Raw genomic sequence first — 12410 nt, 5'->3', positions numbered from 1 at the left:
AAAACCACCGGTCCCGGGCCCCCCGCCCCCCCCCCCCCCCCCCCCCCCCCCCCCCCCCCCCCCCCCCCCCCCCCCCCCCCCCGGGGGGGGCGGCCCCCCCCCCCCCCCCCCCCCCCCCCCCCCGTTGATTCGTACGGGTCAGACCTTCGCCTTGCCGAGAATGCGGTTCACTGTTGTGCCGCAAACCGGACACTTGCCTTTGGCCATGTTCATACCGGTCTTCGAGACCTCCACGTGCCCCTCGAAGTCCCGCTTCTCCTTGCACTTCACGCAGTAACCGTTGTAGGTCTGGGCCTGGTCGGCCACGGTGCCCTCCTCGTCTCGTCCGCCGGTCAATACGGTCCCGGCGGGTTGCCCTGCGGCGGGCCACACGGGGCGCCGGCGCTGGGTCTCACTCCACGGCCACCTTCGTGACCGCTGGTCCGCGGACCCTACCCAGGTCTGGGCGGTTCCATGTCAGCTGTGCATCGACACTGTGAGCAAGTCGACGTCGAGAGTGTGCATGGCGAATTAGGCCGAATAAGTCAGTTTGGCGGGGACACGCCGACCAAACCCTCACAGCCACCCGTGCGAGTGCCCCCGCGGGGCGCCGAGCACGGTGATCACCTACGGTGGAGGGGTGCCGCCCGGCATCGCCCCGCCGCCGTACACGGTGGGTGACGAGACGGCCCGGCGGCGTCCCGGTGACCGCCGGCCCAAGAAATTTTCGGGACGGTGGGCGACCAATCACCATCTTTTGGGCGCGTGTCGTGCGGTTGACTCTTGCGGACCCCTGGTCAGTACGCATTAGCTTTCCTTCGTGACACGTAGCCGAGGCTGCGCGGGCCAGTGATGGCGGGGACGCGTAAGCCGGTCGTCGAGGTGCGGCGCAGCCAGCGTCGGCGACGCACGGTGTCTGCGTACCGTGACGGTGAGCGGGTGGTCGTCCTCATCCCGGACCAGTTCTCCCGAGCCGAGGAGAGCGAGTGGGTCGACCGCATGTTGGCGCGACTCGCCGCGCGCGAGGGCCGGCTCGCCCGGTCGGACGACGAACTGGTCGCCCGTGCCAGCCGCCTGATCGACCTCTACCTCGGTGGGTACGGCGCGAAGGCGGTGCCCGCCAGCGTCCGCTGGGTCACCAACCAGAACGGCCGCTGGGGCTCCTGCACCCCCGCCGACCGCAGCATCCGCATCTCGCACCGCGTCCAGGACATGCCCGACTGGGTCATCGACTACGTGCTGCTGCACGAGCTGACCCACCTCATCGTGCCCAGCCACAACGCCCGCTTCTGGGCGCTGGTCGGTCGCTACCCCAAGTCGGAACGCGCCCGCGGCTACCTCGAAGGCGTCGCCGCCGCCTCCTGCACCCCAGTCCCCACCTGATCTCGTCGGGGCGAGGGCTGATCGGGGTTGATCGACTCGTGTTCCTGAAAACCGCGCTATCGATGCCCCTTCCGGATACCACGATTTCAAGGAAGACGAGTCGATCACGGTGCGGCTGTGGCCGGGGTTGGCGCTAGGGTCGGGGGGTGGCACGACGGGTGGTAGTGGCGTTGCTCGGGCCGGTTCCCTGGTCACCGCCGGGCGTCGACCGGGCCGAATGGCGAGCGGCTCTCGCGGAAGACGTCGTCGACCTGTTCGCCACGCTCAACGAGGTGGAGGTCGCGGTCGCGGTCACCCCCGCCGACCGAGCCCTCGCCGACGCGTTGGTCTGGCCCGGCACGGCGGTGTACGAGGTGGCCGAGCCGACGCCGAACGCCGTGTTCGCCGCGTTGGACGGCTACGACCAGGCGGCCGTGCTCTCCGCTGACGTGCCCGACCTGCCCGCGCTGACCGTCGGCAAGCTGCTGCGTCCGCTCACCACCCGGTCGGTAGCCGTCGCTCCGGTGGAGGGTGGCGGCCCGGGTCTGCTCGGAGTGGCCGTACGACTGCCCGTGCCGGAGTGGCTGCCCCCGCTCGACCTGGACACGGCGACGCCGGCCGACGCCCGAGCCGGTGCTCCCGCGCCCGGGGACGTCGCCGTCACGGCCGGCTGGCGGCGGCAGCGCGGCCCGGCCGACCTCGCCGCTCTGGATCCGGCCTTCGAGGGCTGGGAGGCCACCCGCGCGCTGCTGTCCGGATCGGGCCGCCCGGGCTGACCAGGCAACACGCGCTCCTCCCGCTGGTCGGCGGTTCGGGCTGGTCGGCGGCGGCGCGCTGCGCCGGCGTTCCGGCTGGTCGGCAACCGAGCGCCCCACTCGATCAGCCGCTTCGCTGATCGGCGACCCGGGGACGGACGCGCGCCGGATGCCCGCCACCGCGTGGCGCGGGCACCCGGACGTGCGCGTCAGGCCTTGCTGTCGCCGTCGGCGTCGGTGTCGCCCTCGGCCTCGTCGGGCTGGCCCGGGGCCTTCTCCGGGGCCCCACCGGGCGCCGTGAAGTCGAAGCTGTCGAGCTCGCTCAGGTCCATGTCGTTCATCGCGAAGGCCACCGGGTCGGCGAAGTCGTCGTCCGACGGGAGCAGGTCGGGGTGGCCCCAGACGGCGTCCCGGCCTTCGATACCGCGGTGCTCGGTGAGCGCCGCCCACAGGGCCGCCGCCTCGCGCAGCCGGCGCGGACGCAGCTCCAGGCCGACGAGCGCGGCGAAGGTCTGCTCGGCGGGGCCGCCGGCGGCCCGGCGGCGACGGAACGCCTCGCCCAGCCGGACGACGTTGGGCAGGCGGTCCTTGGCCGCGCTGTCCACCACGTGGCACACCCAACCCTCGACCAGGGCCAACGCGGTCTCCAGCCGGGCCAGCGAGGCCTTCTGCGCCGGGCTGTCCTCGGGGGTGAAGATGCCTTCCAGGGCGATCGCCTGCATCGACTCGGGGTCGGTCGGGTCGACGCGGCCCATCGCCTCCTCGATCGCCTCGCGGTTGACCCGGATGCCCGAGGCGTACATCTCCACGGCGCTGAGCACGTGCCCGCGCAGCCACGGGACGTGCTGGAACAGCCGCTGGTGGGCGGCCTCGCGCAGCGCCACGTAGAGGCGTACCTCGTCCTCGGGCAGCTCCAGGCCCTCGCCGTACGCGCGGATGTTGGCCGGGATCAGCGCGGCCGTGCCGGCCGGGCCGAGCGGCAGCCCGATGTCGCCGGCGGAGAGCACCTCCGCGGCGAGCGAGCCGAGGGCCTGGCCCAGCTGACCGCCGAAGAGCGCGCCACCGAGGCTGGCGACCATCGACTGCATCGGGCCGAGCTGGGCGCGCGCCTCCGGCGGGACCAGGTCACCCATCGCGCCGACCATCCGGCTGGCCACCGGATCGCAGAGCTTGCGCCACACGTCGAGCGTCTTGAAGATCCACTCGTTGCGGTTCCAGGCGACCGGGGACTGGATGCCCGACGGCCAGGACGAGGCCGGCTCCAACCACAGGTCGGCCAGGCGCAACGCCTCCTCGACCGCGTTGCGCTCGTACGGGGAGACCGCCGGGTCGCCTGCGGCGGCGAGTTGGCTGGCCGCCACCTGCCGGGCCAGGTCCCAGTTGACCGGCCCGCTGCCCGGCGCCGAGAGCAGGTGCTGCAACTGCGACATGAACTGCTGCATCTGCGCGGGATCGTTGGGGTCTGGTGGTTGACCACCCGGGAGCGCGAAACCGAACGGAATATCAGGCACGACGTCTACGGTACGCGGGCCGCGCCCCAGGTAGCCGCCGCTGGCGTTGCGCTGAGGGCGAAGTCGCACGCCGCATCCGTCGGGCGGGCCCCGAGCAATCGGTACGCTCTGGCGCATGAGACGTCGCGGCCTGACGGTCCTGCTCGGTGCCCTGTTCACCGCCCTGCTGAGCATCGGGGTGCTCCGGGTGCCGATCCCGTACGTGGTGCTCGGCCCGGGCCCGACGGTCAACACCCTCGGCACGGCCGACGGCAAGGAGGTCATCCAGGTCACCGGCCGGGAGACGTCCACGTCCGCGGGCCAGCTCCGGCTGACGACCGTGGGGGTGCAGCCAACGGTGCGGCTCCGCTCGGCGATCGCCGGCTGGTTCTCCGACGACGAGGCGGTGGTGCCGCGTGAGCTGGTCTACCCGCCGGGGGAGTCGACCGAGCAGGTCGAGCAGCGCAACGCCGAGGACTTCAAGGTCTCGCAGACCAGCGCCGAGACCGCCGCGCTACGTGAGCTGGGCTTCCCGGTGCAGGTGGTGATCAAGACGGTCGCCGCCGACGGCCCGTCCGCCGGGGTGCTCAAGGTCGGCGACGTGGTCACCTCGGTGGACGGCCAGCCGGTGCCGGTGGCCGCCAAGGTCACCGAGTTGATCCGGGCCAAGCCGTCCGGTACGGCCCTGCGGATCGACTACACGCGCGACGGCGCGGCGGCCACCGCGACGGTGACGAGCCGCGAGCAGGACGGCCGGCCGCGCATCGGTGTCGAGATCGACCAGCAGCAGCCGCACCCGTTCACGCTCGGCATCGACCTGGGGGACATCGGTGGCCCGAGCGCCGGCCTGATGTTCGCCCTGGGCATCGTGGACAAGCTGACACCGGCCGACCTCACCGGCGGGAAGGTCATCGCGGGCACCGGCACCATCGACGACGAGGGCACTGTCGGCCCGATCGGCGGGATCGCCCAGAAGCTGGTCGGTGCGAAGCATGCCGGGGCCAAGGTCTTCCTCGTGCCGGCCGACAACTGCGCCGAGGCGGTCCGCAATCCGCAGCCCGACCTGCCGTTGCTGAAGGTGGGCTCGCTGGACGAGGCGCTCACCGCTCTGGAGACGCTGCGCGCGGGTGGTCAGCCGACCCGCTGCTGACCCGCCTGACCGTGCCCCGACACGTTCAGAAACACCCCGTACTCTGGGTGCCTGATCGGAGCCGATCACATCGAGCGTGCGGAGCCAACAGTGGTAATGCGTAGCAGCAGCCCCCTGCCGAGGATGAGCCGGCGCGGCCGCGTCACCATCGCTGTCCTGGTCGGGGTGTTCGTGCTCTTCACCCTGCTCGGCTGGGGTGTCCAAGCCTGGACGGACTGGCTCTGGTTCGACGAGGTCCGCTACACCGAGGTCTTCACAGGTGTGCTCGTCACCCGGCTGATGCTGTTCCTCGTCATCGGTCTCGGCATGGCGGTGATCGTCGGCGGCAACCTGTGGCTGGCCTACCGGCTGCGTCCGCGGCTGCGACCGCATTCGGTGGAGCAGGCCACCCTGGAGCGTTACCGGATGGCGCTCAGCCCGCGCCTCGGCACCTGGATCGCGCTTACCGCCGCCGTGGTCGGGATCTTCGCGGGCCTGTCCGGGCAGAGCCGGTGGAACCAGTGGCTGCTCTTCCGCAACGGTGGTGACTTCGGGGTCAAGGACCCGGAGTTCGGGGTGGACATCGGCTTCTACGTCTTCCAGCTGCCGTTCTGGCGCTACCTGCTCGGTGTCGGCTTCACCGCCGTGGTGTTGGCCCTGATCGGCGCGCTGGCGGTGCACTACCTCTTCGGCGGGGTTCGCCTGCAGGGCATCGGGGACCGGATGAGCAACGCGGCCCGCGCTCACCTGAGCACCCTCGTCGCGGTGTTCGTGCTGCTCAAGGCCCTGGCGTACGTGCTGGACCGTCGCGCGATGCTGCTCGAGTACAACGAGGGCGCCAAGCTGTACGGCGCCGGCTACGCCGACGTCAACGCGTTGCTGCCGGCGAAGGAGATCCTGGCGTACATCTCGATCGTCGTGGCGATCGCGATCATCGTGTTCTCCAACGCCTGGATGCGGAACCTGGTCTGGCCGGGCATCTCGCTCGCCCTGCTCGGCGTCTCCGCGGTGGCGATCGGCGGCATCTACCCCTGGGCGGTGCAGACCTTCGAGGTGAAGCCGAGCGCCAAGGACAAGGAGGCGCCGTACATCCAGCGCAGCATCGACGCCACGCGGGCGGCGTTCGGCTTGGGCGCAACCGAGACCACCCCGTACGCGGCGAGCAACCTCACCCCACCGGCGAACCTGGCCACCGACACGTCCGTGGTGTCGAACGTGCGGCTGCTCGACCCGCAGTTGGTGAGCGAGACGTACACGCAGCTTCAGCAGGTGCGGGGCTTCTACGACTTCGGCCCCAAGCTGGACATCGACAGGTACGGGGTGAACGGCAAGACCTCCGACTACGTCGTCGGCGTCCGGGAGATCAACTACGGCGAGCTGACCGACCAGCAGAACACCTGGATCAACAGGCACACCGTCTACACCCACGGGTACGGCCTGGTGGCCGCCCCGGCGAACCAGGTGGTGTGCGGCGGGCAGCCGTTCTTCGTCTCCGGCTTCCTCGGCGAGAAGACCCAGGAGGCGTGCTCCTCGCAGACCGAGCAGATCCCCGCCAAGCAGCCGCGGATCTACTACGGCGAGCGGATGGCGGCCGACGACTACGCGATCGTCGGGCAGGCCGACCCGAACAAGAAGGCCGAGTTCGACAGGCCGGTCGGTGAGGGTGGCGGCGAGTCCTACACCTACACCGGCGAGGGCGGCGTCAAGATCGGCTCCTTCACCCGGCGACTGCTGTACGCCATCAAGGAGCAGGAGTCGAACTTCCTGCTCTCCGAGGCGGTGAACAAGGACTCCAAGCTGCTGTACGTGCGTAACCCGCGGGACCGGGTGGAGAAGGTCGCGCCGTTCCTCACCCTGGACGGCGACCCGTACCCGGCGGTGGTCGGCGGCCGGGTGCAGTGGATCGTCGACGGCTACACGACGGCGGCGACCTACCCGTACGCCGAGCGGGTCAACCTCCAGGTCGAGACGACCGACGAGCTGACCAACCGGGGCACCTTCCAGTTGGCCCGGGAGAACGTCAACTACATGCGCAACTCGGTGAAGGCAACCGTCGACGCGTACGACGGCACCGTGACGCTCTACGAGTACGACGACACCGACCCGGTGCTGAAGGCGTGGAACAAGGCGTTCGGCGGGGACCTGATCAAGCCGAAGGCGGACATCCCGATCGAGCTGACGGAGCACCTGCGCTACCCGGCCGACATGTTCAAGGTGCAGCGCAACCTGCTCACCAAGTTCCACGTGACCAATCCGGGCGACTTCTACTCCGCGCAGGACTTCTGGCAGGTGCCGAACGTGCCCGACGCGCCGGACAGCGGCCAGAAGCAGCCTCCGTACTACCTGTTCACCCAGTTCCCCGGCCAGGAGGGTCCCCGGTTCCAGCTCACCTCGGCGGTCACCCCGAACGGCCGGCAGAACCTGGCCGCGTTGATCTCCGGGTCGTACATCGACGGGAAGCCCCGGCTGGAGGTGCTGGAGCTGCCGGACCAGACCCGGATCTCCGGGCCGGTGCAGGTGCACCAGCAGATGACCAACAACGCGAACATCCGCCAGCAGCTCAACCTGCTCTCCAGCAACCAGGCGCAGGTGCAGTACGGCAACCTGCTCTCGTTGCCCTTCGCCGACGGCATGCTCTACGTCGAGCCGGTCTACGTGAAGAGCAACCAGCAGGACGCGTACCCGCTGTTGCAGAAGGTGCTGCTCTCCTACGGTGACGGCGGCTCGTTCGTGGCGCTCGCCGACAACATCAACGACGGCATCAAGCAGCTGGTCGAGCAGGGTAAGAAGGCCGGGCAGGGCACCTCGCCGCCGCCGACCACGGGGGGCAACCCGACCAACCCGTCGCCGACGGCGACCCCGAGCGCGACGCCGACGCCGGGCAGCACCAACCCGCCTCCTACCGGCCCGCTGGCCACTGCCGCGGACCGGGTGCAGGCCGCCATCACCGAGGTCCGCGCCGCGCAGACCTCCGGCGACTTCGAGCGGTACGGTCGCGCGCTCAAGGCGCTGGATGAGGCGCTCACCGCGTTCCAGCAGGCGCAGCAGGCCGCCAACCCGAGCGGTAGCGCGCCGCCGAGCCCCGGCGGCTGATCCACCACAGCCGGGAGCACGTCTTGGAGCCCTCGTCGTCGGACCACGCCGGTCCGGACGGCGGGGGCTCCGCCGTGTCCGGTGGTGTGCCCGTCTGTCACCTCACCGACAGGTTTGGTCGGACCGCAACCTGCGGCACCGGTCGGCCGTCCTCATTGCAACGGGGTGGGACGAGGGGGAGCAGTCGTGAGGGACGCGCAGAGCTTTGACGACTTTTACCGCAGCACAACCCGGCGGATGGTGCGGTACGGCTATGCGGTCACCAGCGACCACAACGAGGCGCAGGACCTGGTGCAGGAGGCGTATGCCCGGGCCTGGCGGCAGTGGGGGACCTTGTCGGCGCATCCGGCGCCGGAGGCGTGGCTGAGGCTGGTGGTGTCCCGCCTGGCGACCGATCGCTGGCGGCGGCTGCGCGGCCTGCGTGGCGCGCTGCGGCTTGCTGGGCCTCCACCGCCGGTCCCTCCGCCCAACGAGGACAGCGTGCTGCTGGTCCAGGCGCTGCGTCAGGTGCCGGCAACCCACCGGCGGGTGTTGGCGCTGCACTACCTGTTCGACATGCCCGTCGAGGAGATCGCCCGAGAGGTCGACGTGCCGGTTGGCACTGTGAAGTCGTGGCTTTCCCGCGGCCGGGCTCGACTCGCCGCGTTGCTGCCCGATCTCGCCGTCGTGGAACTGGAGGCCACCGATGTCGCGTGAACTGTCTGAGATGTACCGGTCCCTTGCCGCCGACGCCGACGCTTGCGATCTGGGCGTTCCCGACGTGCTGCGGCACCAGGCGGACCGTCGGGCCAGGCTGCGTGTCGCCGGGAGCACCCTTGTCGCGGCGCTGTTGGTGGTGGGCGTGGCTGTCGGGACCCAGGTGGTCGCTCCGCAGTCGGCGACCGTACCCTCGCCGGCCGGCACGCCCACGCCGCCGGCGCCGCCATCGCCGTCGCCGTCGCCGTCGCCGTCGCCGTCGCCGAGCGTGACCGGTGGTTCGGCCTCACCGCCCGCCTCGCCGACCCCGCCGGGACGCTCGCCGGGTACGACGGCGACGTCTCCCGGTGTCACCGGTGCGGCGCAGCCCAAGGCGCCGACCAGCATCCCGGATCGGGCGTTCTTCCGGCTCGCGGCGGCCAACCAGATCGGCATCGCGCCGGAATTCCGGGACCTTGAGGTGCTGCCGAACCTGTGCGGCGCCCGCTACTCGAGTGAGGGGGCGATCGTGCAGCGCCGGACCCGGAACGTGGTCTACAAGCTGCCGCAGAATCCCGGTGCGGGACACGTCCCGGACGGCACGTACACGCACTCCATCACCATCTACCGGGCCGGACGCGCCGACGACCTGCTGGACGAGCTGCGGCGGGCGGTACGCGACTGCCCGCAGCAGGAGCGGCCGGGTGACAGCGGATCGATGCTGAGCAGGCAGCGGCTGCTCACGGACACCCGCTATGGCGACGAGTCGGTGCTGTTCGAGATGCGGCGCCCGGATCAGGACGTCAACGGCGACCCGACCGGTGTGGAGGACGTGCGGCTGATCCGAGCGATCCGGGTCGGCGACGTGGTGACCATCCTCTGGGAGCAGGGCTGGGAGAACACCTCCAGCCAACGGGCGCAGGTCGACGCCGACAGCCGCCGGGCGGTGGCGGCGATCGAGAACTGGCTCGGCTGACGGCGGTATCGGAGTCGTTTTGCGGTGCCCCGGGTCGGTGCGCTACGGTTAACGAGCCGACGCGGGGTGGAGCAGCTCGGTAGCTCGCTGGGCTCATAACCCAGAGGTCGCAGGTTCAAATCCTGTCCCCGCTACGACTGAAAGCCCGTCTCCGGTTCGCCGGAGGCGGGCTTTCGCCATGTCCGGTGACTCGTGTCCCGCCCCAGCGGGGACCCCGCTGATCATCGTCGGGGCGGATGCGCTACGGTTAACCAGTCGACGCGGGGTGGAGCAGCTCGGTAGCTCGCTGGGCTCATAACCCAGAGGTCGCAGGTTCAAATCCTGTCCCCGCTACCACGGAAAGTGCACACCGAAGCCCGGTCCCAGATCATGGGGCCGGGTTTTCTGGTTCCCGGTCGTGTCGACCCTCGGTGCGCGTGGGGGTCGGCGCCAGGCGGGCACCGACCCCCACGGCTGTCACCTGACGCCGAAGGCCCGCATGACGGTCTGGGTGACGCCACCGCCGTTGCGCTGCGCGGCGGTGACACGGATGGACACGTACTCGGCCTGGCTCGGCGCGTTCACCGATGCCGGCCCGGATCGCCTGGCCCCGTACCGACGGAAGGTCCAGGGTGGTCTCCGCCCCCGGCAGCGCGGTGCTGGTCCGAAGCGTCGCCGAGCCCGTCGTGCGGGTCACGATCAGGGGGAGCGCGCTTGTCCGCGCGTCGTCGAAGCCCTGGGCGACGAGCTGGGTCACGTCGAAGAGCTGCCTGTCGAGGCGACCGGTCGCCAGGTACGGCAGCGCCTCGTCGGGATACACGTAGGTGTCGCCGCCCTCGGTGGCGACGCGTACGGCGCCGGTGGCGCCCGACGGGCGCGCGACGTCCACGGTGGGCGGCGTTCCGTCGCGTCCCGGAGTCACCGTCACCGTGTCGCCGGTGATCAGCGTGACCCTGACCGGCGTACCGGGAGCGTCACCGCTGCGGGCTGGTGGTGTGGGCGGTGGCGGCGACGCGGCGACGTGGGGGTGACCAGAGCGGCGACGACTGTGACGCCTACCGCTGTTGCCGCAGATCTTCGGGTGAGAGAGAGCCGCACAGTGCCTCCAGGTGTGACCGGTTGCCGAATCCGATCACCTCCATGGATTCCTGTAAAGATCATCATCTTTGCGGGGAGGTTGCGGGAGCATTTCCGGCGGCGGGTCTGCTCCGGCCGCCCGGCCGCCCGCGGCGTCGGCGTGAATTCGGCGTGGACCGACGTGCCGAGGTTGCGTCCTTCGGCGAGGATGGGCGCATGTCTTCATTCGGGAAGTGGTGGGGCCGGCTCAGCGCGGTCCTCGGTGCGGTTGTCCTGGCGGTCTTCGTGCCGGTCGCGGCGTGGGCGTCCACGGGGCCCGGCGAGGTGGTGGTGGAGGCCGCCCGGCGGCGCTCCCGTGGCGGCGGCGGCTTCGGTTTCCTCGGTCTGCTCTGCTGCCTCGTGGTGGTGGCGATCATCGTGTTCCTGGTGCTGCGTCTGACGCGCAACCGGCGCGGCGGCCCTCCGCGCTGACCGCCGCCCAACCGGCCGGCCGCCGACGACCACCGGTCGGCGGCGCCGGCCCGGGTCAGGCGGCCAGGGCGGCGTTGGCCTGGGCGAGGAACCGTGCGGTGGCCGCCCGCGTGCCGACCCGCCGGGCGCGGAGACTCTCCGCGGCGGCGACGAGCAGAGACCGCACCCTGGCATGGCCCTTCGGCGGTGGCGCGGGAGCCGGCCCCAGTTGGCCGGCGATGCTGGTACCGAACGCGGCGGCGCGCTGCTGAGCCGGGTCGGTGATGCTGCCCTCGGTGTACCGGCGCACGGCGAGACTGGCGTTGAGGCCCCGCTCGTGGCCGAGGATGGTGCCCGCCTCGCCGTTCGTGGTCAGAAAGTTGATCACGTCGACCACCGTGTCCGGGTGGCGAGTCCCCCGGAACCCGGCCCAGAACATCGAGGCCCGTGGCCACTGGGCGCCCGGGGGGCCGGGAAGGCCCACCACACCCAGCTCGGATTTGGTGAGTCGTTGCAGCTCCGGCAGTTGGTGCGACCAGGCGAAGGACGCGGCGGTCAGCCCGGTGACCACCAACTGTCGGGTCGGCTCCCCGCTGTCGGCCTGCTCGACGAGGGCCGCGCCCGGGGTTGCCCGCCCGGTGCGGGCGCGCTGCCACAGCTCGAACCAGGCGATCAGCTCCTCGGCGCCGAAGCCGAGCTGCCGCCCCCGGTAGAAGTCGCTGCCCTGGGACCGGAGCCAGAGCCAGAGGGCGCGGTAGTCGCCGGACGCGTCCACCGTGCCGGCCACCTGGCCGTCGCTGGCCTCGGTGACCTGCTGCGCCCAGGCGATGTAGTCCGCCCAGGACATCCCGCCGCGCGGTTCGGGCACCCGCAGCTCGCGCAGCAGGTCCCGGTTGAAGACCACGGCCGCGAGGGTCTGCCCGGCCGCCACCGCCATCGTCCGCCCTTCCACGGTGCCGTAGCGGATCAGCCCGTCCGGCAGGCCGCGCAGGTCCAATCGGTGGTCGGCGGTCCGTTCGGTGAGGTCGAGGATGATCTGGCGTTGGGAGTATTCGGTAAGCATGGAGTCGTCGAGCTGGATCAGGTCCGGAATGTTGCCGCCGGCCGCCTGGGTGGCCAACCGCTCGTAGTAGCCGTCGGCGCCCTGCCAGGTGACCCGGAAGCTGACCCGTGGGTTGCGCTCCGAATACAGCCGAAGGGCCTTCTCCGTCAACTCGGCCCGCTTCGTCGTGCCCCACCAGAAGACGGACAGCTCGACCGGCCCGTCCTGCGTCGAGGTGTCGGCGCCGTCGCTGCATCCGGTCAGCCCACCGGTGGCCAGCAGGGGAGCGCCGAGCAGCGCGGTGAGCACTCGGCGTCGGCCCGGGTCGGCGCCGAAGCGGGCGATCGGGGGACGGGCAACGGGCACGGGGGCTCCTGGCACGTACGGACGGGTCGGACCATTC

At 71.1% G+C, this 12410-nt stretch carries 11 protein-coding genes and 2 tRNA genes; 9 read left to right on the top strand and 4 right to left on the bottom strand.

From position 1 onward, the window contains the following. Window positions 1-138: 138 nt before the first annotated feature. Window positions 139-306 (bottom strand): DUF5679 domain-containing protein, encoded by a 168-nt coding sequence (locus tag ACGFIE_RS28985; protein ID WP_007464795.1) that lies wholly within the window; start codon window positions 304-306, stop codon window positions 139-141. Window positions 307-831: 525 nt separating this feature from the next. On the opposite strand from ACGFIE_RS28985, the gene ACGFIE_RS28980 reads away from it, so the two are divergent. Together ACGFIE_RS28980 and ACGFIE_RS28975 are read left to right on the top strand one after the other, a co-directional pair. Continuing rightward, window positions 832-1362 (top strand): M48 family metallopeptidase, encoded by a 531-nt coding sequence (locus tag ACGFIE_RS28980; protein WP_393300513.1) that lies wholly within the window; start codon window positions 832-834, stop codon window positions 1360-1362. Window positions 1363-1508: 146 nt separating this feature from the next. Continuing rightward, complete coding sequence (locus tag ACGFIE_RS28975; RefSeq protein ID WP_393300510.1) at window positions 1509-2117, top strand: hypothetical protein; 609 nt, start codon at window positions 1509-1511, stop codon at window positions 2115-2117. Window positions 2118-2305: 188 nt separating this feature from the next. Here ACGFIE_RS28975 and ACGFIE_RS28970 read toward each other — a convergent pair whose 3' ends face one another. Next, window positions 2306-3538 (bottom strand): zinc-dependent metalloprotease, encoded by a 1233-nt coding sequence (locus ACGFIE_RS28970; RefSeq protein ID WP_393300534.1) that lies wholly within the window; start codon window positions 3536-3538, stop codon window positions 2306-2308. A gap of 184 nt (window positions 3539-3722) precedes the next feature. Between ACGFIE_RS28970 and ACGFIE_RS28965 the strand changes: the two genes are divergently transcribed. From ACGFIE_RS28965 to ACGFIE_RS28940, 6 genes are all read left to right on the top strand, one after another. Then, a complete protein-coding gene (locus ACGFIE_RS28965) occupies window positions 3723-4736 on the top strand; it encodes a PDZ domain-containing protein (protein ID WP_363680093.1) in 1014 nt (337 codons plus the stop codon). Window positions 4737-4832: 96 nt separating this feature from the next. Then, entirely contained in the window at window positions 4833-7808 is a 2976-nt protein-coding gene (locus tag ACGFIE_RS28960) for a UPF0182 family protein (RefSeq protein WP_393300505.1), read from the top strand. Between the two features lie 186 nt (window positions 7809-7994). Next, the gene (locus tag ACGFIE_RS28955; protein ID WP_393300502.1) at window positions 7995-8504 is read left to right on the top strand and encodes an RNA polymerase sigma factor; all 510 of its coding nucleotides are present in this window, start codon (window positions 7995-7997) and stop codon (window positions 8502-8504) included. Continuing rightward, window positions 8494-9459 carry a hypothetical protein gene (locus tag ACGFIE_RS28950; protein ID WP_393300499.1) on the top strand — a complete coding sequence of 322 codons (966 nt, stop codon included), beginning with the start codon at window positions 8494-8496 and terminating at the stop codon, window positions 9457-9459. The genes ACGFIE_RS28955 and ACGFIE_RS28950 overlap by 11 nt, the downstream gene beginning before the upstream one ends. A 60-nt stretch (window positions 9460-9519) precedes the next feature. Further along, window positions 9520-9593 (top strand) — tRNA-Met (locus ACGFIE_RS28945). A gap of 125 nt (window positions 9594-9718) precedes the next feature. Then, window positions 9719-9795: transfer RNA gene (locus ACGFIE_RS28940), tRNA-Met, on the top strand. 31 nt (window positions 9796-9826) lie between these two features. Here ACGFIE_RS28940 and ACGFIE_RS28935 read toward each other — a convergent pair. After that, window positions 9827-10366, bottom strand: a complete 540-nt coding sequence (locus ACGFIE_RS28935) for a hypothetical protein (RefSeq protein ID WP_393300496.1) — start codon at window positions 10364-10366, stop codon at window positions 9827-9829. A 365-nt stretch (window positions 10367-10731) separates the two neighbouring features. Between ACGFIE_RS28935 and ACGFIE_RS28930 the strand changes: the two genes are divergently transcribed. Then, window positions 10732-10986 (top strand): hypothetical protein, encoded by a 255-nt coding sequence (locus tag ACGFIE_RS28930; RefSeq protein ID WP_393300493.1) that lies wholly within the window; start codon window positions 10732-10734, stop codon window positions 10984-10986. Between the two features lie 55 nt (window positions 10987-11041). On the opposite strand, the gene ACGFIE_RS28925 is transcribed toward ACGFIE_RS28930, so the two are convergent. After that, a complete protein-coding gene (locus tag ACGFIE_RS28925) occupies window positions 11042-12373 on the bottom strand; it encodes an ABC transporter substrate-binding protein (RefSeq protein ID WP_393300490.1) in 1332 nt (443 codons plus the stop codon). Window positions 12374-12410: the final 37 nt, after the last annotated feature.

Source organism: Micromonospora sp. NPDC049275, assembly GCF_043197115.1.
In the GTDB taxonomy this organism is placed as follows: Bacteria; Actinomycetota; Actinomycetes; order Mycobacteriales; family Micromonosporaceae; genus Micromonospora.
The sequence above is the reverse complement of the archived record's forward strand: the minus strand, read 5'-3'. Positions and strand labels throughout refer to the sequence as shown.